A 21,549-nucleotide genomic window follows, 5' to 3' on the forward strand; every position below is an offset into this window, starting at 1 on the left:
TGTAAGTTTTTCTGAAAAGAATGAAAACGAAAAACGGAAGTGACAAAGGGGGATGTATAGGCAATGAAAACGATGACAAGACTGACTAGTATAGAACAGCTTGAAGAAGCAGTTACACAGTCTTCAGAGACTCCGCTTCTGCTATTTAAACATAGTACTCGTTGTCCCATCAGTGCACATGCATATGAAGAGGTACAAGCCTACCTGGAAGCCGCACCTAATGAACAGATTAATTACTCCATTGTATTGGTCATTGAGGACCGGGCCGTATCTACAGCCGCAGCAGAGCGTTTGGGAGTTCGGCATGAGTCTCCACAGACGATTCTGGTGAAGAATGGGCATCCAGTCTGGCATACTTCCCACTCCGGAATCACTTCAAGAGACCTTAGTTCGGTTTTGAGCTCGACTTAAAGCCTGTTTATGTTTATTGCAAGTCGCAATAATATGTCGTATCATAATTTTTAACATGAAAATGGGAATGAAAATTTATTGCAAATGGAGAGAAGGAATGTGACGGTAACCATTTACGACGTAGCACGTGAAGCCGGAGTATCTATGGCAACGGTTTCGCGGGTTGTGAACAACAACCCTAACGTTAAGCCACAAACGCGTAAAAAAGTATATGAAGCCATAGAAAGACTCGGGTATCGTCCGAATGCAGTAGCAAGGGGGCTTGCTAGTAAGAAGACGACAACGGTCGGAGTCGTTATTCCGGATATCTCGAATTCGATTTTTGCCGAAATTGCTCGGGGAATTGAAGATATCGCGAATATGTACCATTATAACATCATCCTATGTAACGCCGATAAGAAGAAGGAAAAGGAAATTCGTGTTATTAACACCCTTCTGGAAAAACAAGTGGACGGGCTTCTGTTCATGGGCGGTACAGTGACCGATGAGCATATTCAAGCTTTTCAAACAGCGGCAGTGCCGATTGTTCTTTGTGCGACGAGTGACGAGAAAGGAACGTTCCCTTCCGTCGATATCGATCACGAAGCAGCCGCTTTTGATGCGGTAAGCACACTGGTACGCCATGGTCACCGTGAAATTGCGATGATTAGCGGGACACTCCAAGACCCAGCGAATGGTTATGCAAGATTCCAGGGCTACAAGCGTGCGCTTGAAACAGCCGGGATCGAGTACCAGGAAGATTTGGTACGCATCGGCAACTATCGTTATGAGTCTGGTGTGGAAGCAATGAAGTACTTCCTTGGATTGAAGAAAAAACCAACCGCAATATTCAGTGCAACCGATGAGATGGCGATTGGTGCGATCCACAGCATTCAGGATGAGGGGCTCAAAGTTCCAGACGACTTCTCGATCATCAGTGTCGATAATATTCGAATGGCTTCTATGGTTCGTCCACAGCTGACGACTGTAGCTCAGCCGATGTATGATCTTGGCGCGGTAGCGATGCGTCTGCTCACCAAGCTGATGAAAAAAGAGAACGTGGAGAATCCGCGTGTTATTTTGCCGCACGAAACGATTCTGCGTTTGTCAGTTAGTCATGTGTAATTAGCAACCGTATAGGTTAACTGGTAGAAAGCTCCGTTTTTGCGGAGCTTTTTTGCTGAACAAAGGATGTGCTGATTCATAAACCAAGCCGAGCCAAAGGAGATGAATATGAAGTTATGGCACAAACAATTGGACTCATTGGAGCGATGGATGAAGAGATTGAGCTGTTGCTGTCGGATATGGAGAATATCGTACGCACCGATTTTGCAGGCATAACGTATACCGAAGGAGATGTCTATGGCAAGCATGTGGTCGTATGCAAATCAGGGGTAGGAAAAGTGAATGCGGCTGTAACGACTCAAATTTTGATTGAGAAATTCAGCGTGTCTCATATTATTTTTACAGGGGTAGCTGGTGCTGTACACCCGGATTTGGAGATTGGAGATATCGTCATCTCGACGGCATGTATCCATCACGATATAGATGTTACCCCTCTAGGCTACAAGCGGGGTGAAATTCCTTACCAGGAAACGTCGGCTTTTCCGGCGGATGCCGAATTGATCAAACGGGCGGCAGAAGCATGTGAGGAGTTGTCAGCGAGATATATTAGCGGGATTGTGCTGTCTGGTGATCAGTTTATTGCAAGCAAAGAGGTCGTGAGCAGTCTGCGGGATGAGTTCGAAGGAGCGTGTGCCGAGATGGAGGGGGCTGCAGTCGCACAGGTCAGCTTCATGAATAAAATTCCTTATGTTATTTTGCGTGCCATGTCGGATAAGGCAGATGGCTCAGCCCATGTGAATTTTGCTGAATTTACAGTGGAATCCGCTCAGAAATCCCATCGGATCGTAGAACACATGCTGGCAAATATGTAAGCAGGCAGCTCAGATGATTAACCGATAAAAGACAGGAAGCAGCCCGGGTGTCACCGGGACCAGGCTCCTGTCTTATTTAGTACATATAGCGTTGTTTAAACCGTACGTGATCGAATTGTTCTTTGGAGGCAAGGGGGACCTTGCTGCCGATTCTCACCATGAGACAATTGGCTGGATGTGCACAAATTTCAGGGTCATCCGTAGCGTACCAGACCATATCCACCGTCTTCATTAATCGCTCCATCATTTTACGGTAGTCCCATACGGATAGTCCGCTTCCTTTCAAATCCCAATGCCAGTAATATTCCGTCGTAAAGACGATATATTCCTCCATTTGTTCATGTTCAAAAGCGTGCTGAATGAGTGCGCGGCCGATCCCGTAAGAGCGGTAATCATTTGCAACCTCAATCGCTCCCAGCTCAATCAAATCCTTCATATTCCCTTCAGACCAACGCTCCATCTCATCAGGATAATGAAAAGTCACATACCCGATAATCGTGTCTTGTTCTCTGGCAATGATAATTCTTCCTTCCGGAAGCTCAGATATTTGAATGAGAGCCTCTTGCTGCTCATGAGGTCTTCGGAACGCATCAAGATCCGGATGCATGACTAGATCCTGCAGCAATGCAGCAGGAACAGGGCCTTCAACAACAATTTCCCTGCTGTTCTTAACAAGTGAGTGAGCGTGGTGATGTTTGGTATGGTTCATTGTTCATCAGTGCTCCTTCTGGAGTGTCATAGCGTGTTCTCTCTACTTATAACAAATAACCAAAAAAATGAAAAGGAAATATTAACACAATCTCAAACTATGCTATAATATTCCAGACATAAAGTTTTCACATTTCTAGCAATAGCCGCAGTAACTCGGATACGTCGGTAAGTTGAATCAAATTTTGCATGAAAGTGAGTTATGAATTTGATTCAGGTCATCACAAATTTGTAAGCGCTAACTAACCTGTACATTGTGAAAATGTAACTGAGGAGGCTCTGAAGGCAATGAGTCATGATCAAAATGAATTTATCGCGACTGTCGTAGAGCGTAGTAATCTGGGAGATTACACACAGGCTCGTGAGCAATTTAGCTGGGAAGAAGTGAAGAAGCACTTTACGTGGTATGAAACAGGCAAAGTAAATATGGCATATGAAGCGATTGATCGTCATGTGGACGAAGGTAATGGGGCACGTACAGCGCTCCTCTACAGTGATGCGGTCAGAGAGGAAGCGTACAGCTTCCTGGATCTTAGTGAAGGCTCTAATCGATTTGGTAATGTACTCCGTAAGTACGGAATATCCAAAGGTGATCGGGTCTTTATTTTTATGCCAAGAAGCCCTGAGCTGTACTTGAGTCTGCTAGGTACATTGAAGGTCGGAGCTATAGTGGGTCCGTTATTTGAAGCCTTCATGGAAACGGCAGTGAAGGATCGTCTGCTTGATAGTGAAGCGGTAGCACTGATCACCGTTCCGCAGCTGCTGCCGCGTATCAATCGTGACGAACTGCCTCAGCTGAAGCATATTTTCGTCGTGGGCGGCGGAGCACAGGAGCAAGAGGGCTTTATTGACTACGATGCAGAGATGGCAGCGGCTTCAGATGAGCTGGAGCTGGAGTGGCTTAGTCTGGAAGACGGTATGATTCTGCACTATACCTCCGGATCGACTGGCAAGCCCAAAGGGGTCTATCACGTTCACAACGCAATGATTCAGCATTACTATACAGGGAAGGTCGTCCTGGATTTACGAGAGGATGATATTTATTGGTGTACCGCGGATCCTGGATGGGTGACGGGTACGTCTTATGGTATTTTTGCGCCTTGGTTGAATGGAGTCACGAACGTGATCAGAGGCGGCAGATTCAGTCCACAGGATTGGTATCAAACGATTGTCAATAATAAAGTTACGGTGTGGTACAGTGCTCCTACAGCATTTCGAATGCTGATGAGTGCAGGGGATGAGGTCATTAAGCAATTTGATTTGTCTACTCTGCGTCATGTACTCTCCGTAGGCGAGCCTTTGAATCCTGAGGTGGTCAGATGGGGAACCAAAGCCTACAATCAGCGCATTCATGATACCTGGTGGATGACGGAGACCGGAGCTCAGCTTATCTGTAACTATCCAGGTATGGTGATTAAGCCGGGCTCAATGGGTAAACCGCTCCCGGGTATTGAGGCTGCAATTATTAATGATCAAGGGGAGGAGCTTCCTCCGTATTCCATGGGTAATCTGGCAATTAAGACACCGTGGCCTTCCATGATGAGACAGGTGTGGAACAATCAGCCCAAATACGACGAATATTTTCGTATTCCTGGCTGGTATGTATCCGGGGATTCAGCTTATATGGATGAGGACGGGTATTTTTGGTTCCAAGGCAGAATTGACGATGTCATCAACTCTTCTGGCGAACGAATCGGTCCTTTTGAAGTAGAGAGCAAGCTCGTAGAGCATCCAGCAGTTGCAGAAGCGGGCGTAATTGGTAAACCGGATCTCGTTCGAGGTGAGATTATTAAGGCCTTTGTCTCCTTACGAGAAGGCTATGAACCTACACAGGAATTGAAGGACGATATTTACCGTTTTGTAAAAGAGGGCTTATCGGCTCATGCAGCACCTCGCGAAATAGAGTTTAAGGATAAATTACCGAAGACTCGATCAGGGAAGATTATGCGAAGAGTGCTTAAAGCGTGGGAGCTTGATTTACCTGCTGGCGATTTGTCCACGATTGAAGATTAGGATGATCGTCCGTGTTAATATTATGACTTAATCAAAAAACTCGAATATATAACAAAAAGCTAACGTAAGTTTAAGACTTACGTTAGCTTTTTTTACTTCTATAGCCAATGTTTAAGGACTTACTGGTGCTGACGGACTGGATTCTCCAGCCGCGTTAACCGCGGTTACTCTGAATGCACCCTTGGCTTCCGCATTATTGTAAGTGAATGCCGTGAAACCAGCAGTTCCAACATGCTGGAAAGGCTCCTGCCCCGTTTCACTATAGTAAACATTGAATCCTGTTACGCCTTCCTGTTCCGCCCAAGTGATAACAATGCCTTGCTCTGTAATCTGGGCTGAAACGCCGCTAGGGGCTGCAGGCGCACCTGACGCATCGGTATTGCTGTTCGCTCCAGTGTCACCGTCCGGGTTCGCATCTGGATCGACGACCGTACCTGGAACCTCAATAGGAGTGTCAGGTGTCTCTTCCACTGGAGGAGGAGCCTGACCGCCGCTGCTGACAATTGCACTAGGTGCTGATTCTCTGCCAGCCACATCGACGGCAACGATGTAGAACTGTACGCTGCTGCCGGCATAGCTGCTAAATGAAGTCGGATTGCCTGCAAGCACAACTTTACCCTGATTCTGGAACGGACCACCGTTCATGCTCCGATATAGTCTGTATCCGACGACATCGCCAGCTGCGCTTGGATTAAAGGTGATGACTGCATTTCCGTTGTTCACCGTCATTCTGACATTACCAGGAGCATCTGGATTCGCTCCATCGTCCTTACGAGGGTCAACCTCCTTAGGCATGTCTTCATCGGCATCGTCCGGCAAGTAGTAAGATAATGGCTCATGCTCAGCCATAACTTTAAATGCTTCCTGGAGCTGCTTAATCAGCTCAGAGATTGGACGTTCACGCTTCACGACGGTTTGCTCCTTCAGCATATCTGAAGGTGTCTCGTCTCTAGGAATATAATTCACACCGTTGTAAGTAATGTACTTCGATTTAGCGACCGCATCGTCGCTTTCGGTCGGTACATATTTCGTGTTGAAGATATCCGTTACGAATTTGTCGGTAAGTGAAGTCGGGAGCTTACCGCTGTATGCGGATACCGTCTTGGTTGTAATATTCTCAGGCTTCGTAAAGGTCTTGGTAGGGAACAGGTCAGGCTCAGCCTCGTTGACTTCGTTTAATATTTTAGCCCAGAGTCTGCGGGCCCGTTCTCTTTCAGCACCTTTAGCGAGTGTGGATAGAGTCTCCTTGTTGTTATAGCCCACCCATACGCCGAGAGTCACATCCGGTGTATATCCTTGGAACCATACATCTGCATAGTTCTGCGTCGTTCCTGTCTTGCCGGCAATTTCAATTTCACCATACTTATTGAAATTGTCTCTGACGAGCTTACCTGTACCGTCCGAAATAACCGTGCTTAACATGTCTGTCATCAAATAAGCTGTTTCCTTAGAGAAAACTTCCTTCGGTGCTGCTTCATGGGAGTATACGATGTTCCCTTGTGAATCAACAATTTTCTCAATCATGTAGGCATCATTAAAGACACCATTGTTCGCAATTGCACCATATGCATTCGTCAGCTCTTCTACGGATACACCGTAAGTGAGACCTCCGAGTACACCGGTAGTTGCATTCGTATAATCTACATCCGTCAAGGTAGTGATACCTAAACTCTTCGCGAAATCCCAAGCCTTCTGAAGACCCAGCTCTTCATTAAAGATTTTGAGGGCTGGAATGTTAAGAGATTGGTTCAACGCGTATCTTGCTGTCACAAGCCCATTATAATTTCCGTTTGAGTTCTTCGGAATATGATAGCCCTTCTGACCATCCTTCAAAATGATCGGCGAATCATCAAGAATGGAGGCTGGTTGTATAATTCCTTCTTCAAGCGCCGGAAGAAATGCGGCAATCGGCTTCATGGCTGAACCCGGCTGTCTCACCATCTGTGTGGCAAAGTTCAAATTCTCAGTATTAAAATCGCGGCCTTCGATCATGCCGAGAATTTTTCCGGTCTTGTGATCAATCATCATGGCAGCCGTCTGCTCTAAGCCTTTGCTCTCGTTATACGCTGAGAAGTTGCTATCATCCTCGGCGATGGCACGCATCGTCTTATAGACATTTTTATTAATTGTCGTATAGACGCGATATCCGCCGGTACGAAGCTTCTGCAGCGCTTCCTCTGTCAGCTCACTGTCCGATTTATCCGGAGCTTCTCCTTCAGGATAGAGCACATCTATGAGCACCTTGGCAGCCTGTCTTTCGGTTTCAAGCATAAGGTAAGGATACGTATTGTATGCCTTGGCCACTCTTGGTGCAAGCGATGACTTCAGATCAAACGCTAATGCCTCATCATGTTCATCCTGTGTTATCTTGCCCAAAGCAAGCATACGTCCGAGCACACGCTCCTGACGCTCAATGGCATTGTCGAAATTGTCCTCATTGAACTCACCTTTACCGTTAAAAGCGGAGTAGGCGGAAGGAAGCTGAGGCAGACCCGCCAAATAGGCAGCCTGTGCAATGTTCAGATCATTTAGATCGTTCACATTAAAAATACCTTTGGCTGCAGCTTTGATCCCGTATACGTTGTATCCGCTGGAGCCATTCCCGAAAGGAACCTTATTTAAATAAGCTGTAATGATTTCATCCTTGGTCAAAAACCGTTCTAAACGCAAGGATAGTAAAATTTCCTTCACTTTCCGATCTTCCGTCTTGTCCAGACTCAGGAAGACCCGTCTTGCCAGCTGCTGAGTTAATGTGCTCCCGCCTGTTTGTACAGGCTCGTTAAGCACCCTCTCCTTGACAGCTCTAAGAGTACCTGTTATGTCTACGCCTTTATGTTCATAAAAAGTATCATCCTCGATAGAAGTCACTGCATCAAGCACGATTTGAGGAATGTCCTCCAGTTCCACAATACGCCGGTCTTCTTCTGTCCTAAGTTGACCGATTGCTGAACCGTCTGCAAAATAAGCAAAACCCGTTAGTGCATTCTCACTCACCGCTTGTTCGATTGCAGCTCTGGAGCGGACAGGCTCGTCTTTAACAATGGATGCTATGTAACCTGTAAGTGCACCGCCGACAAACAGGATACCTACGAAAGCAAGAACGACCATCCATTTTACAAAACTACCCAACCTGCTTAAGAATTTTCTTTTGCGGGAAGGCTGCTCATCAGGTTTTTTATCCTTATCATCAACCATCAAATGTCTTCCTCCTTTTAACAGGCATTATTATAGCATAAAATCACTCTTTTGAACCCCCGCAAATGGTGGCAAGGGTCGGAAATTGACATCCCTTCTCGGAATATGTTATATATAAAGTCAAAACTTGATACGGAAAAAAGCTGTGAAGGACTCCAGTAGGAGGCGGATAACACATAGTCAGAGAGCCGGTGGGTGGTGTGAACCGGTATGTGCCGCTTGTCGAATTACCGTCCGGAGCTGTCCAGATGAACAGGAATAGCAGGTTGAAATTACCATGAGCTATTGCAGGATTAGTCTGGTACCGGGTTGAAATCCCGTTATGTCAATGAAGTGGAAGTGCCTATCTTTTTATTTGTAGAGCAGGCACTTTAATTAGGGTGGTAACGCGAGCGCTCCTTCTCGTCCCTTGGGATGAGAAGGAGCTTTTTTGTGTCCAAATAGATCGAGCAGGATCGAACATATTATAGGAGGTACGTTAGGATGAAATGGGAAGAACTCAGCAAGACCCAGCAGGAGGAAGTGAACCGTCAGCTGGATGTGATATCAAGAGGAGTATCCGAAATTGTTCCAGAAGAGGATCTGAAGCAGAAGATCATGAAATCGGTGGTCAGCGGAGTACCGCTTCAAGTGAAGCTTGGCATGGATCCATCCGCACCTGATTTGCATATTGGCCACACTGTAGTTATGCACAAGCTGCGTCAATTCCAGGATCTCGGTCATGAAGTGCAGCTGATCATCGGGGACTTCACAGGCCGGATTGGCGACCCGACAGGGAAATCCGAGACACGGAAGCAATTGAGTGAGGAAGACGTCATACGCAACGCAGAGACATACAAGAAGCAGTTGTTCAAAATATTGGATCCGAACAAAACAAAAGTATACAACAACTCCGATTGGCTTGCGCCGATGAACTTCTCTGAAGTCGTGAATCTGGCTGCCAAGGTAACCGTTGCCCGGATGATGGAGCGCGATGATTTCACAAAACGTTTCCAGAGCGGCCAGCCAATCAGCATTCATGAATTTTTCTACCCGCTTATGCAAGGAACGGATTCTGTCGTTCTCAAGAGTGATATTGAGCTTGGCGGAACGGATCAGAAGTTCAATCTATTGATGGGACGTACATTGCAAAAGGAAAATGGAGACGAAGCACAGGCCACCATCATGCTACCGCTTCTGGAAGGTCTGGACGGGGTTCAGAAGATGAGCAAGAGCCTTGGCAACTACATCGGTATCGATGAGGAGCCAAACGAAATTTACGGTAAATCGATGTCTGTTCCCGATGAGCTTATGATGAAATACTACACGCTGGCTACCGATCTAAGTGCAGAGGATCTGAAGGCACTGGAGCAAGGTATTGAAGACGGCAGTGTTCATCCGCGCGACGCGAAGATGAAGCTCGCTTACACCTTTGTTCGTATGTACCACGGAGAAGAAGCGGCTGAAGCAGCTCAGCAGCACTTTGTGACGGTATTCCAGCAGCGCGCACTTCCGGACGATATTGCGGAAGTCGTGATTCCGGCCGAATCGCTGGAGAATGGAAATATACGTCTGATCAGCCTGCTTACGACACTTGGATTTGCGGCTTCTAACGGAGAAGCTAAGCGCAGCATTCAGCAAGGCGCTGTCAAAATTAATGAAGAGAAGTGGGGAGATCCGAATAGTGAGTACACCCCGCAGGATGGCGATATCGTACAGGTCGGTAAACGCAAGTTTGCCAAAATCAAGCTGTAAAGTATTGAGAGCTTCGTTATAAGCTGAATTAGAAAAAGAGTGCCTTGAGTCAAATGACATGACAGGCACTCTTTTTCTATGTTCACAGGGAAAAGGAACAACTAAAAATCCCTCGAAAGCAAGCTTTCGAGGGATGTGTTCTCCAGTTAAATATTAACGGTTGTAGAACTCGACGATTTGCTTCTCATCGATATCTTGAGAAAGCTCAGCGCGTTCTGGAAGACGGATGAACTTGCCTTCAAGAGCAGCTTCGTTGTACTCAAGGTAAGATGGAAGATGTGTACGGTTTTCCAAAGCTTCTTTAATAGAGGAAAGACCGCGGCTTCTTTCACGAAGACCGATTACATCGCCAATGCTTACTGCATAAGAAGCGATATCTACTTTTTTACCGTTAACAGTCACATGACCGTGAGCTACCAGCTGACGTGCACCTGCACGAGAGTTGGAGAAACCAAGACGGTAAACGAGGTTGTCAAGACGGCTTTCCAGCAGGAACATGAAGTTCTCACCGGCAATACCTTGCATTTTTTGTGCTTTTGCAAACAAAGTACGGAATTGCTTTTCACCCAAGCCGTACATATGACGCAATTTTTGCTTTTCTTGAAGCTGCATACCGTAGTTGCTGATTTTTCTGCGTTGGTTAGGACCATGTTGACCCGGAGGGAAGTTGCGTTTCAGTTCTTTACCAGTTCCGCTCAGGGAAATGCCGAGACGGCGACTCAATTTAAATTTAGGACCAGTGTAACGTGCCATTGTTATAGTAACTCCTTTTATAATAAATTTCATATGATGGGGCTCTATTTGCGCCGCTCATTGTATCGCAAGCCTTATAAGGCAATACATTCTGATCCAGAGAGTTCAGCCGCTGTCCGGGTCAGCTACAATAAGCTGTGAGGGTGACACAACGTTACGCCCAAATTTAAAGACCATATCGGTCTCATTCAACAATATATATTATATTAAATGTACTAGTGAAGTCAAGAAGATGTGGTTATGAAGCTAAGAAAAAGGAGAATCCATATTTTGTCTAAAATTGTCGATAGGACTTATGACCTAAAAAGATAGGACAATTTTCTCTTAAACTCCGTGCAAATTGCGACGAAAGAGGGTAAAATAGATTTGTATCTTAATTTTAAACATTCGTGTACATTAATAAAATGCTGGTTAGCTATTCTTGGTTTGAACTGAAAGGTGCAAAGGAGTGCCGCTTTTATGACAAAACACCTTCATAAATCCGCTTATAAGATGGAAGATCTCTTGCTGGAGGGACCTGAACCGGAGAAATATAACCGCAACTCTAATGAGGACTTCAATGATCACCGTCTAGAACAACACTGGCTGGAATTTTTGGACGTCAACGTATTTGATACGGATCACATCGAACGGATCCTTAAGGATGCTTTTGAGGAATGGCGAATTCAACTGCTTACAATCCCTTCCTTTAATGAAGCCATTTTTTCGATATGGAACGGAAGTGGTACATGTCTTGCTGTCCAAGGTGAAGGGTCTTCTTCTGTAAAGAAAGCGGCTCAGCAGAAGATTCAACATTTCTTGTCCGAGCGAATGGGGCAGTCGGAGCCTATGGAAGTGGTCATCGAGCTTAGCTTGTCAGAAGAAACATTTGCTGAAGATTACAGTCTGTTTCTGCTCCCTCTGTATTCCCGCAGCGAGCAGAAACAGTTAGGGATCTTATGTATTGCCGTCAAGAAGAATAGGGTGACAGAGGGATTTGCAGACTTGCTCTTATCCTCCAAGTATCACTATCAAACTTGCTTTTACCGGCGGTTTGAACATTTATTTCTAGCCGATATGCTTCATATCCACAAGCTGTCTGATAATGAAAACCGGCGCAGATCCATCCTTCTTCAAATTGTGCAGCGGATGCAGGAGAAGATGGATGTGAGCGCAGTGCTTGAAGAGGTGTTCGACAGTGTTGCTTTTCTTTTTCCCGCGGTCCATCTTACGCTATATATGTCCCAGGACGGCGGCATGGATGACCCGAGAGTTAAGCCCTTGTATCTGCATGGAGACAATAGCTCCGTATGTGTTCGTGCCTTTACTGAAGAACGGATTATTACCCAGCCTTCCACTCGGCATCAATATGAGATTGGCATTCCATTCAGAGGTAAACAAGGGACATATGGTGTATTTCATATCGAAGGCAATCAGGAATGGATTGAAGATGTAGATCTGAAGCTGATTACCATGATGGCGGACACGGCGGGCACTGCTTATGAGAACGCCAAGCTGCATGAGCAATCCGGCACGCTCATTCAAGAGCTGCGGATGATTGACGAGCTGACCAAACGTCTGAACCGGAGTTTGCAGCTCACGGATATATATGAGTATGCAGTTCAGCAGCTGATTCGGATATTCAAGGCCCAATCCTGCTGTATACTCAAGCTGGACCCGGAGGATCAGCGATTTCATGTAATGTTCTCCAATGTCCCTGCACTTCGGAACGAGACGTTTTCTTTATCAGGAATCAGCGGGCAAGTTTACAAGAGCGGCGAGCCTTTTATATTGTTTAATTATGAGAGCTATAATGGTCCAAGCTCCTTCTTCATGGAGACAACAGGCTCCATGTCAATGATGGCGGTTCCTTTGAGGATCAGCGGACAGGTAGAAGGCACCGTGCTCGTAGCACATCAGAAGAAGCAATATTTCTCTTATAACAACTTTCGATTTCTGGATATGCTAGCCGTCCATATCGGGCTGGCTGTTACGAACGCAACGCTGCACGCTGAAGTGAAGCGGCTTGCGACTGTCGATGCACTCACCGGACTATACGTCAGACACTATGTAGACCGAATGATTGAGGAACGACAGAGCACAGATTTTTGCGGCTCCCTTCTTATCATTGATATTGATCAATTCAAACAAGTGAACGACAGCTACGGCCATCAGGTGGGAGATGCCGTTCTCAAGCAGGTAGGGAATATTATTCGCGAGTCGGCTGGACCAAATGATCTGTGTGCGCGATGGGGAGGCGAAGAGATCGCGATCTATTTGCCTCAGGTAAGCAGTGAGCAGGCCAGAATGATCGCTGAAACGATCCGGCAGCGGGTTCCTGAATCGACGACTCCTTCCATCACAGTATCGATAGGCATCGGGGAATGGTGCTGGCTTGATGACCAGGTAAGCCTGGAATCCCTCTTTTATCGTGCGGACATGGCGCTCTATGCAGCCAAGAATGGTGGCCGAAATCGAATCGTAGTAGAACATAAAATGATTGACCGATAAAGAACATTCGCTCGAAGCAGTATAACGGCGGATGTTTTTTAATTTGCCTGTATTGGATATTGGCGAAGTGCATCGGGAAACCTAACCACCGACGATACTATAGCCTGAAGGGCAGTGACTTACATGCGAGGATTAAGATTACGCACTTTTCTAATATTGATATTGACTTTATCGCTATTTAGCATAAGTGGATGCGGGATGTTCAACAATTCCCTTGATGCGGAGGAGACATTTCATCGGGCTCTTTCTGGTCTTGCCGGGAAGGAAGAAATGACCTTTGAGGGCCATGCAGGAATTAGAACTTCAACTCAGGGCGAGTTTAATCAGCAATTTGAATATAAGGGGACTTTATCTAACCATAACAAGCTGGTCGTAACAAATCAGGAATACAAGGACCGTTTGGAGACGAGCAGCAGCAACGCAGAGACCGACTCTCATCCTGTTAATATGGAGCGCAAGGCCGGCATGTGGAGGATGTCGGATCGTACGGAAGACAGCTCGTATGGCGGCTTGACCCGATTGAACCCGGTCGAACAGCTGGAGAAGATCGGTTATATGAAAGGGAAGACATTCAGCAATGAATCAGGAACTCCTCGCGGAACGCAGATGATTCGAATTGAGCTTGCTGAAGATGAAGCTAGCAAATGGGTAGCCGATCAACTGAAGAAAGAAATGCAGATGCTGCATGATGAGCTGCCAGAGCTAGCAAACCAGGTAGACAGCAGCAAACGCCAGCAGTGCATGAAAGAGCTGGAGAAAATTTGGAAAGAAGAGAATGATGGACTGAACCAAAGATTGAAGAATACAACTGTCAAATCCGTTTATCATCTTACCGTGAATAAGAAATCAAGCTTACCGATCCGACTCTCTTCGGAGAATGAAGTCACCGATAACAATAATAAGGAAGAGAAAGAAATGCTTATTACAGACATTTATTTTAGTAAGTATCACTGAGCAATGGATACCCATCCTGAAAACCAGGTTGGCTGAAGGGGGTCTAGTTCCCTCAAACAGATACCCCAAAACACAAAGGGGTGCTACAATAGACAAGAACCAACTTGAAGGAGGAGCAATACAATGAAAGATCCTAGAATTCAAAAGCTGGCGCAAAATTTGGTGAACTATTCAGTGAATGTACAGCCAGGCGAAAACGTACTAGTTGAAATGATCGGTTCTGAGCGAGATCTCATTAACGCGATTATCGAAGAGGTCGGTAAAGCAGGCGGAAATGCTTTCGTTCAGCTTACAGATAAGACCGTACAACGGGCGATGCTCAAGAATGCTACTGAAGAGATGTTAAAGACCTGGGCAGAGATCGATTTGAAGCGTATGGAGCTGATGGATGGTTACATAGGTATCCGAGCTGGCGAGAACGCGAATGACCTGTCTGACGTACCTGAAGACAAGATGAAAATGTATAACTCTCTCTATTCGCATCCCGTACATAGTGAAGAGCGCGTTAAACGCACCAAGTGGGTTGTCCTGCGCTATCCGAATGCAAGTATGGCTCAGCTGGCCAACACGAGCACAGAAGCTTTTGAAGACTTTTATTTTGATGTATGCAACCTGGATTATGCCAAAATGGATAAAGCTCAAGATCCGCTGGCAGATCTTATGCGCAAGACCGACAAGGTTCGAATTACGGGTCCGGGAACAGACCTCACTTTCTCAATCAAGTCCATTGGTGCAGAGAAATGTGCAGGAGAGAAAAACATCCCTGACGGTGAAGTTTACAGCGCGCCTGTGCGTGATTCTGTAAATGGAACGATCAGCTACAATACACCGACTCTGTATAACGGCATTACTTTTGAGAACATCAAATTCCGATTTGAGAATGGGAAGATTGTGGAAGCAACGAGCAATGATACGAAGCGTCTGAATGAAATCCTAGATTCGGATGAAGGAGCACGTTATATTGGGGAATTTGCAATCGGCTTTAATCCGCATATCCTGCATCCAATGAAAGATATTTTGTTTGATGAAAAAATTGCAGGAAGTCTTCATTTTACACCAGGTCAGGCATATGATGTTACAGACAACGGAAACACCTCATCCATCCATTGGGACCTTGTTCTGATTCAGCGTCCTGAGTATGGCGGCGGGGAAATCTACTTTGATGATGTTCTTATCCGCAAGGACGGATTGTTTGTGATTCCAGAACTGGAAGGATTAAATCCGGAAAATCTCGTTTAATGGATGTAATGGAAAAATCAGTTGCTAAGAAAGCGGATTCAATGTATCATAAAGCTGGTTATATTACATTAGAGATCTGATATTAGACGGAGGGATTCCTATGTCGAGTAACAATGCAGCGGTTGTAGAAATTGCTCAAACTGCGAGTAAGTTCACTTCTTCTATCGTACTTCACTCAGACAGCAAGTACATTGATGTAAAAAGCATTCTTGGATTGTTTACTACGCTAGTGGGCAATAAGACTTATGAACTTCATGTTCATGGACCGGATGCCGATGAAGCGAAACGTGAAATCTCTGAAGTCTTTGCTAAGCATGGTTTGACGGTGGTAATAGCAGCCGAATAACAGCTTATGCAGCAATTGAAAGCACCTTTACCTTGATGGTAAAGGTGCTTTTTTTAGCAGGTTCTTGTCTTGAGCGTGGTTTTCGTCTAATATTAATGATATATTGTCGTACAAGATTCTGGACATAGGGGGGAAGAGTGCATGACTTCATCAAATCTGCAAGAACAACTGAATTCTAAAGCGATGAGTCTTCTTGAAGAAGATGCAGATAAAATAAAAAAGCTTATTCAAGTACAGATGGAGAACCTGGCAACACGTTACTGCCCTCTCTATGAGGAAGTATTAGATACTCAAGTATTTGGATTCTCCAAAGAAGTTGATTTTGCTGTTCGTGCAGGACTTCTTCCAGCGGAAACAGGCAAGCAGCTGGTGAATAACCTTGAACGTAATTTAGCCGTTCTCTATGAAGCGCTGAATAATAAAGGGAATCTGGAGTAAGCGCAAGGTCATTTATAGAAGCATGCATGGAGAGATGCATGCTTTTTTCGTGTGTTTTTTAGACTATAGCGGTCAGCGGTCAGATAAGAAAAAAGGAGACGCCGAGAATACAATATACCGCCATGAGAAGCAGTCCCTCATACCAGTTCGTGGAACCGTCCTGCGTGATGGATTTGGATATGAACACGGCAACTGCAATGGCAGCAAGTTCAATAGTGGTGAAAACGATATCCATTGTATTACCGGAGAAGAAGCTCACAAATACGAGAATGGGAGCAACGAACAAGGCGATCTGCAGGCTGCTGCCAACGGCAATTTCTACAGCTGCGCCTATTTTGTTCTTCATGGCAAGCAGGACAGCAGCACTATGCTCGGCGGCATTTCCGATAATGGCGACAAGAAAGGCTCCTACGAATACTTCACTGAAACCGAATTGAGTCGTAAGCGACTCCAGCGTTCCGACAAGCCATTCACTGACAAAGGCAACCATTACGGTAGCAGCAACAAGATAGATAATCGAACGTGTCTTGGACCATTTGGGCTTTTCACCATGATCGGGCTCAGCCCCGTCCGAGTAATCCGTCAGAAGGTCCTTGTGAGTGACCATGGAGAACAGAATCCAGGCTAGATAGGATACAATCAGGATGCCGGCCACGAGCAAGCTTAAGGTTTTCGTCTGATTTTCTGTAATCGTATGGGTGTTAAGAAAGACGGCTGGGACGAACAAGGCGATAACGGCAACGGTCATGAGAGAGCCGTTCATCCCGGCGAGCGATTCATTAAAGTTCTGTGTTTTGTATTTCAAACCCCCGAGGAATATGCTGAGTCCAAGCACAAGCAGAAGATTCCCGATGATAGAGCCGGTCAAGCTTGCTTTTACCATATCATACAGACCTTCCCGAACGAGGAAAATCGCAATGATGAGCTCTGCAGCATTTCCGAATGTTGCATTGAGAAATCCGCCGAGCCGCTCCCCTGCATAGTGCGCCACGCTTTCGGTTGCTTTTCCTAAAAAAGCAGCTACGAAGATGACGGCAATCGAAGATAGGATAAACTGTATAAGCGGATCAAGGTGCAGATAATGTGCTGCAGCGCTTAAACAGAAGGTAAGGATGAGCAAGACTGAAGTCAATTTGTTCATAAAGATCGCCCCCTGATAGAACAGAAACATACTTGTTATAATATCCCCTCATTCAACTAAAATATGAGCAGGCTTTGCTATGTAAGTGATTAGATATATAGATTTGCTTTTTAGGGGTGAAAGGCTTTAAAATATGGGTAATGAAGCCAAAGGAGGATTCGGCATGGCAGAACAGCTCGAAATCGAAACAGGCAACATACGTATCTCTAATGATGTTGTAGCTAAAATTGCTGGTCTTGCGGCACTCGAAACTCCGGGAATTGCAGCAATGTCCGGAGGGTTGTCCGAAGGCTGGGCCAAGCGCCTCAGCGGTAAGAATGTACAGAAGGGTGTAACCGTGGAGGTTGGATCCACAGAGGCGGCAATTGATCTAAGAATTATCGTCCTGTATGAAACACCAATTCACGAGGTGTCCCGGATGCTTCAGCAGAACGTACGTGTAGCCGTAGAGAGTATGACAGGGCTGCGGGTAGTTGAAGTGAATGTGAAAGTCGAAGGCGTGTCATTCAAGGGAGATGAGCAGTAAGTCTGTTACAGTAATGAAAATGGCAGCTTTCTGATCTTCTGCAATGGAATCGGATAATGACAGAAGAGGACAGTTTGGTCAATGTGACCAAACTGTCCTCTTGTCGTTATTACAACACTTATTTCGATGTTGTTCTCTTCTGAGCTTTGCGATTAACGAGAGCAGGCGAGGTGCGCTGCTCCTCTGTTATGGTGCGAACGGACTTGACCCTTTCCTGCGGCTGATCAAGATTATTCTCTCGGGAGATACTAAGCATAATACCAATGCTGGCCATCGTAATCAGCAGCGACGTACCTCCATAACTGATGAATGGAAGGGTAACTCCAGTTACAGGGATAGTCTGTGTTACCCCGCCGATATTAATGAAGGCCTGGATGGCGATTAGCCCCATAATACCGACGCCGACTAGAGTCCCGAAGGAGTCTTTGCAGCGAAGTGCAATAATAAAGCCGCGCCAGATAAAGTAGACATAAACCCCAAGGAACAATATCGTTCCGATCAGACCTAATTCCTCTCCGATAACGGCAAATATAAAGTCATTAAAGGCATTCGGTAAATAGTGCAGCTTAATCACGCCTTGACCAATGCCAGTCCCCGTCAGCCCGCCTTGTCCAATTGCAGTCAAGGAGTGAAGCAGGTTGTAGGATGAATTCGTAGGATCAGAGAACGGGTTCAGGAATGATGTAAACCGGGCGAGCTGATAACTGCCGGAATTGCCGGATGTACTGCCTGTCATTAAGTCGATAAGATATTTTGCCCCGATGACAATGCCTGCTCCGACAACTAGGAGTCCTATTGAACCCATAATATGCTTCATACTTGCGCCGCCTGCATAGATAATAAGGCCGCAGGTAGCGACTAGAATGAAGGTTGTACCAAAGTCAGGCTGCAGCATGATCAGTCCGGCGACAAAGCCGACAATAATCATGACCGGAATATAACCGGTTCGCAGATCGCGGAACCGCTCCCCCTTCTTGGTGATCAGCGCCGAGAGATACAAAATGAGAGAAATCTTGGCGATTTCAGAAGGCTGAAGATTCATTGGGCCCAGAGAGAACCAACTCTTCGCATTGTTAATTTCCACACCTACAACTAACACAGCTAACAGTAATATGATAGTTAGCAGAAACAATGGTATATATAATTGCTTGTACTTTGCAAAAGGAATGTTCATGGCAACAAACATGCCAATAACTCCGAGGATCGCAAAGACCACTTGTCGCTTGGTGAAATAAAGAGCATCATTGTTGTAATCTTCTGAGACGAGGGCTATGCTTGCGCTCGAGCTGTAAACCATGATCAATCCAAAGCCTACTAATAACAAGGTGAGGATGAGTAACTGAAAGTCAGGCATACCTCTTCGCACTGGCCTTGTTTCTTTGGTCTTCATAGGCTGTTCCTGATTACGCTTCAAGCAGTTCCTTGAGCTGCTTAATCTTCTCGTTAGCAACGTTCATCACAGGCGTAGGAATTTCACTTTCGTATTCCAGTCCGTGAGGAAAAGTTGCCCTTCCGATATATACAGCTTCTACAGATAAAATGGTGTCTGGTTTCTCCAGCTTGCCCTCGATTACACGCGTGTTAATACGTAAGAAATATTCATTTTTTGATTTGCTATCTTCAATTTTGTAGTCGTATGTAGCACGGTAGTATTCCCATTGCCAACGAACAAAGCCAGCCTTTTCCGCGCTTTCATCTAAGTACGCAAGATCGCTTTTGAGACCGTCCAAGCCCGTGTTCTCAAATATCATAGAAGATGAACCCTCCTTATACAATGCTCCTTTGTGTTCACAAATATCATGATAGTATGTTTCCTCAGCATGTGCAAGCTTTCCATAACCTGCCATTTCATATCGTTTAAGCATAATTTCTGTTACAATGATAGGAAAACATTAGAAGGGGTGGAGAGCGTTTTATGAGAGAGCGCAGTTTAGACGAGTGGCTTGACCAAATGATTGTGTGGAGACGTTATCTTCACCAGAATCCAGAGCTTTCCTTTCATGAAGTGAATACGTCAAGATTTATTGCCGAGCAGCTTGAATCCTTTGGTCTTAAGGTTGTGAAAAATGTGGGTGGACACGGTGTAATCGGCATTCTGCACACGAATGAACCAGGGCCTGTCATTATGCTTCGTGCAGATATGGATGCACTCCCTATTCAGGATGAGAAAGAGACTTCTTATAAGTCCCAAGTAGACGGAGCAATGCATGCTTGCGGTCATGATGGACATATGGCAACCCTGCTGGCTACTGCAGGATATATGAGCGAGCACAGAGAGGATTTTATTGGCGAAGTGCGGTTTTTGTTCCAGCCTGCCGAGGAGCTTCTTCCTGGAGGAGCGGCAAAAGTGATAGCGGACGGAGCCTTAACGGATGTCGATGTGATTTACGGTATTCATTTATGGACACCAATTCCACTCGGCCAATATGCCAGCACTCCTGGAGCAATGATGGCCGCGGCGGACGACTTTTATATAGAATTAACAGGTAAAGGCGGGCATGGCGGAATGCCCCATACCAGTATTGACAGCATTGTAGCCGGGGCTTCACTTGTGCTCCAGATGCAAAGTGTTGTCAGTCGATCCGTAGATCCGCTTCAGCCTGCAGTATTAACAATAGGGACAATTAAAGGCGGCTCTGCACAGAATGTAATTGCAGAGAACTTTACAATCAGCGGTACGGTTCGTACTTTTGATGAGGAGACACGTTATGTAATGAAGGAACGTGTTCATCAGCTTACAGGGCAGGTAGCTTCTGCATATGGAGCCGCCTATAACATCAATTATGTGATGGGATACCCGCCTGTCGTTAATGATGACAAGGAAGCGGCCCGTTTTTTTGATACAGCAACGAAGGCATTTGGTGCAGATCGAGTGCGTGTAACGCCAAAACTGATGCCGGCTGAGGATTTTGCTTATTATTTGCAGGAGATTCCGGGCTGCTTCATGTTTGTAGGTGCGGGCAATGATAATACCGGAGCGATCTATCCGCATCACCATCCCAAGTTTGATTTTGACGAGCAGGCCATGCTCGATGCCATGCTATTATTCATACAAATGACAAAAAGCTATGCTGAAGAGTATATTACATCAACTGTGCATGCATAATGTTTAATAAGTGAATCAATTTCATAATACCTTTAGCCTAATCGGGTTAACCTAATGATGAAATGAAAGGCTTAAATTTCATGATTAGGAGGTCTTCGGATGACGAAGAAATTGGTGTCAGAAGTGATGTCTACCGGAGTAGCGACGGTTTCGGCAGATAAACATATTTATGATGTAGCCGTGAGGATGAAGGATCAAGATACAGGCTTTATTCCGATCGTAGAAACGGAGAGCAGCTCTAAGCTGGTTGGTGTCGTAACAGACCGCGATCTTGTGCTCCGAGGGTATGCGGGCAAGCATTCCGGGTCAACCGGTGTTGAAGAGGTCATGACGAAGAAGGTTCATACCGTGACGAAGGATACCACAGCAGATGAAGCAGCTGAGCTGATGGCTAAATACCAGATTCGCAGAGTTCCCGTCATCGAAGGGGATCAGCTGATAGGGATCGTCTCTTTGGGTGATTTGGCGGTCACTCATCTGCTTGCTGATAATGCCGGGGAGGCATTGACGCAAATTTCGGAGCATTTACATTGATCCAGCATCCACTTGCATGAAATGTACCAGAAAAGTTCATTTTCG

General features: G+C 45.8%; 19 protein-coding genes and 1 other annotated feature. Of the genes, 13 read left to right on the forward strand and 6 right to left on the reverse strand.

Going from position 1 to position 21,549, the window contains the following annotated elements:
- The first annotated feature begins 63 nt into the window (after positions 1-63).
- From ytxJ to TCA2_RS07305, 3 genes are all read left to right on the forward strand, one after another.
- Positions 64-411, forward strand: coding sequence for a bacillithiol system redox-active protein YtxJ (gene ytxJ / locus TCA2_RS07295; RefSeq protein ID WP_047910926.1), 348 nt, complete (start codon positions 64-66; stop codon positions 409-411).
- 99 nt (positions 412-510) lie between these two features.
- Positions 511-1,515 (forward strand): catabolite control protein A, encoded by a 1,005-nt coding sequence (gene ccpA, locus TCA2_RS07300; protein ID WP_047910927.1) that lies wholly within the window; start codon positions 511-513, stop codon positions 1,513-1,515.
- Positions 1,516-1,631: 116 nt separating this feature from the next.
- Positions 1,632-2,327, forward strand: coding sequence for a 5'-methylthioadenosine/adenosylhomocysteine nucleosidase (locus tag TCA2_RS07305; RefSeq protein WP_047910928.1), 696 nt, complete (start codon positions 1,632-1,634; stop codon positions 2,325-2,327).
- A 76-nt stretch (positions 2,328-2,403) separates the two neighbouring features.
- Here TCA2_RS07305 and TCA2_RS07310 read toward each other — a convergent pair whose 3' ends face one another.
- Positions 2,404-3,036 (reverse strand): GNAT family N-acetyltransferase, encoded by a 633-nt coding sequence (locus tag TCA2_RS07310; RefSeq protein WP_047910929.1) that lies wholly within the window; start codon positions 3,034-3,036, stop codon positions 2,404-2,406.
- 287 nt (positions 3,037-3,323) lie between these two features.
- Between TCA2_RS07310 and acsA the strand changes: the two genes are divergently transcribed.
- Positions 3,324-5,048, forward strand: a complete 1,725-nt coding sequence (acsA, locus tag TCA2_RS07315; protein WP_047910930.1) for an acetate--CoA ligase — start codon at positions 3,324-3,326, stop codon at positions 5,046-5,048.
- A gap of 111 nt (positions 5,049-5,159) precedes the next feature.
- On the opposite strand, the gene TCA2_RS07320 is transcribed toward acsA, so the two are convergent.
- A complete protein-coding gene (locus tag TCA2_RS07320) occupies positions 5,160-8,243 on the reverse strand; it encodes a transglycosylase domain-containing protein (RefSeq protein WP_047910931.1) in 3,084 nt (1,027 codons plus the stop codon).
- Between the two features lie 136 nt (positions 8,244-8,379).
- Positions 8,380-8,656: a binding site (T-box leader), on the forward strand.
- A gap of 70 nt (positions 8,657-8,726) precedes the next feature.
- On the opposite strand from TCA2_RS07320, the gene tyrS reads away from it, so the two are divergent.
- Positions 8,727-9,977 (forward strand): tyrosine--tRNA ligase, encoded by a 1,251-nt coding sequence (gene tyrS, locus TCA2_RS07325; protein ID WP_047910932.1) that lies wholly within the window; start codon positions 8,727-8,729, stop codon positions 9,975-9,977.
- 153 nt (positions 9,978-10,130) lie between these two features.
- On the opposite strand, the gene rpsD is transcribed toward tyrS, so the two are convergent.
- Entirely contained in the window at positions 10,131-10,730 is a 600-nt protein-coding gene (rpsD, locus tag TCA2_RS07330) for a 30S ribosomal protein S4 (protein ID WP_047910933.1), read from the reverse strand.
- A gap of 459 nt (positions 10,731-11,189) precedes the next feature.
- Here rpsD and TCA2_RS07335 point away from each other — a divergent pair, with 459 nt between their 5' ends.
- The 5 genes from TCA2_RS07335 (at position 11,190) to TCA2_RS07355 (ending at position 16,197) form a co-directional block, all read left to right on the forward strand.
- Positions 11,190-13,220, forward strand: coding sequence for a diguanylate cyclase domain-containing protein (locus TCA2_RS07335; protein WP_052511810.1), 2,031 nt, complete (start codon positions 11,190-11,192; stop codon positions 13,218-13,220).
- A gap of 198 nt (positions 13,221-13,418) precedes the next feature.
- Complete coding sequence (locus TCA2_RS07340) at positions 13,419-14,174, forward strand: hypothetical protein (RefSeq protein WP_047910934.1); 756 nt, start codon at positions 13,419-13,421, stop codon at positions 14,172-14,174.
- 123 nt (positions 14,175-14,297) lie between these two features.
- Complete coding sequence (locus tag TCA2_RS07345) at positions 14,298-15,413, forward strand: aminopeptidase (RefSeq protein ID WP_047910935.1); 1,116 nt, start codon at positions 14,298-14,300, stop codon at positions 15,411-15,413.
- 100 nt (positions 15,414-15,513) lie between these two features.
- Positions 15,514-15,759, forward strand: a complete 246-nt coding sequence (locus tag TCA2_RS07350) for an HPr family phosphocarrier protein (protein WP_047910936.1) — start codon at positions 15,514-15,516, stop codon at positions 15,757-15,759.
- Between the two features lie 141 nt (positions 15,760-15,900).
- Positions 15,901-16,197 carry a YlaN family protein gene (locus TCA2_RS07355; RefSeq protein ID WP_047910937.1) on the forward strand — a complete coding sequence of 99 codons (297 nt, stop codon included), beginning with the start codon at positions 15,901-15,903 and terminating at the stop codon, positions 16,195-16,197.
- Between the two features lie 79 nt (positions 16,198-16,276).
- Here TCA2_RS07355 and cax read toward each other — a convergent pair whose 3' ends face one another.
- Positions 16,277-17,338 carry a calcium/proton exchanger gene (gene cax, locus TCA2_RS07360; RefSeq protein ID WP_047911226.1) on the reverse strand — a complete coding sequence of 354 codons (1,062 nt, stop codon included), beginning with the start codon at positions 17,336-17,338 and terminating at the stop codon, positions 16,277-16,279.
- Positions 17,339-17,501: 163 nt separating this feature from the next.
- On the opposite strand from cax, the gene TCA2_RS07365 reads away from it, so the two are divergent.
- Positions 17,502-17,864: an Asp23/Gls24 family envelope stress response protein gene (locus TCA2_RS07365; protein ID WP_047910938.1), complete on the forward strand. Its 363-nt coding sequence runs from the start codon at positions 17,502-17,504 to the stop codon at positions 17,862-17,864.
- Positions 17,865-17,982: 118 nt separating this feature from the next.
- Here TCA2_RS07365 and ftsW read toward each other — a convergent pair whose 3' ends face one another.
- Together ftsW and TCA2_RS07375 are read right to left on the reverse strand one after the other, a co-directional pair.
- Positions 17,983-19,254: a putative lipid II flippase FtsW gene (ftsW, locus tag TCA2_RS07370; protein ID WP_047911227.1), complete on the reverse strand. Its 1,272-nt coding sequence runs from the start codon at positions 19,252-19,254 to the stop codon at positions 17,983-17,985.
- Positions 19,255-19,267: 13 nt separating this feature from the next.
- Positions 19,268-19,615, reverse strand: coding sequence for a YugN family protein (locus TCA2_RS07375; protein WP_047910939.1), 348 nt, complete (start codon positions 19,613-19,615; stop codon positions 19,268-19,270).
- Between the two features lie 164 nt (positions 19,616-19,779).
- On the opposite strand from TCA2_RS07375, the gene TCA2_RS07380 reads away from it, so the two are divergent.
- Entirely contained in the window at positions 19,780-20,970 is a 1,191-nt protein-coding gene (locus TCA2_RS07380) for a M20 family metallopeptidase (protein ID WP_047910940.1), read from the forward strand.
- 99 nt (positions 20,971-21,069) lie between these two features.
- A complete protein-coding gene (locus TCA2_RS07385; protein WP_047910941.1) occupies positions 21,070-21,504 on the forward strand; it encodes a CBS domain-containing protein in 435 nt (144 codons plus the stop codon).
- The last annotated feature ends 45 nt before the right edge of the window (positions 21,505-21,549 follow it).

The sequence above is a fragment of the Paenibacillus sp. TCA20 genome (genome assembly GCF_000732325.1).
Taxonomy (GTDB): domain Bacteria; phylum Bacillota; class Bacilli; order Paenibacillales; family Paenibacillaceae; genus Paenibacillus; species Paenibacillus urinalis.

Coding starts and splice junctions, on each gene's coding strand:
- ytxJ (WP_047910926.1), top strand. CDS start 64: ATGAAAACGATGACAAGACTGACTAGTATAGAACAGCTTGAAGAAGCA.
- TCA2_RS07355 (WP_047910937.1), top strand. CDS start 15,901: ATGACTTCATCAAATCTGCAAGAACAACTGAATTCTAAAGCGATGAGT.
- TCA2_RS07320 (WP_047910931.1), bottom strand. CDS start 8,243: ATGGTTGATGATAAGGATAAAAAACCTGATGAGCAGCCTTCCCGCAAA.
- acsA (WP_047910930.1), top strand. CDS start 3,324: ATGAGTCATGATCAAAATGAATTTATCGCGACTGTCGTAGAGCGTAGT.
- TCA2_RS07385 (WP_047910941.1), top strand. CDS start 21,070: ATGACGAAGAAATTGGTGTCAGAAGTGATGTCTACCGGAGTAGCGACG.
- TCA2_RS07375 (WP_047910939.1), bottom strand. CDS start 19,615: ATGATATTTGAGAACACGGGCTTGGACGGTCTCAAAAGCGATCTTGCG.
- TCA2_RS07350 (WP_047910936.1), top strand. CDS start 15,514: ATGTCGAGTAACAATGCAGCGGTTGTAGAAATTGCTCAAACTGCGAGT.
- TCA2_RS07345 (WP_047910935.1), top strand. CDS start 14,298: ATGAAAGATCCTAGAATTCAAAAGCTGGCGCAAAATTTGGTGAACTAT.
- TCA2_RS07340 (WP_047910934.1), top strand. CDS start 13,419: ATGTTCAACAATTCCCTTGATGCGGAGGAGACATTTCATCGGGCTCTT.
- cax (WP_047911226.1), bottom strand. CDS start 17,338: ATGAACAAATTGACTTCAGTCTTGCTCATCCTTACCTTCTGTTTAAGC.
- TCA2_RS07335 (WP_052511810.1), top strand. CDS start 11,190: ATGACAAAACACCTTCATAAATCCGCTTATAAGATGGAAGATCTCTTG.
- TCA2_RS07380 (WP_047910940.1), top strand. CDS start 19,780: ATGAGAGAGCGCAGTTTAGACGAGTGGCTTGACCAAATGATTGTGTGG.
- rpsD (WP_047910933.1), bottom strand. CDS start 10,730: ATGGCACGTTACACTGGTCCTAAATTTAAATTGAGTCGCCGTCTCGGC.
- tyrS (WP_047910932.1), top strand. CDS start 8,727: ATGAAATGGGAAGAACTCAGCAAGACCCAGCAGGAGGAAGTGAACCGT.
- TCA2_RS07305 (WP_047910928.1), top strand. CDS start 1,632: ATGGCACAAACAATTGGACTCATTGGAGCGATGGATGAAGAGATTGAG.
- TCA2_RS07310 (WP_047910929.1), bottom strand. CDS start 3,036: ATGAACCATACCAAACATCACCACGCTCACTCACTTGTTAAGAACAGC.
- TCA2_RS07365 (WP_047910938.1), top strand. CDS start 17,502: ATGGCAGAACAGCTCGAAATCGAAACAGGCAACATACGTATCTCTAAT.
- ftsW (WP_047911227.1), bottom strand. CDS start 19,254: ATGAAGACCAAAGAAACAAGGCCAGTGCGAAGAGGTATGCCTGACTTT.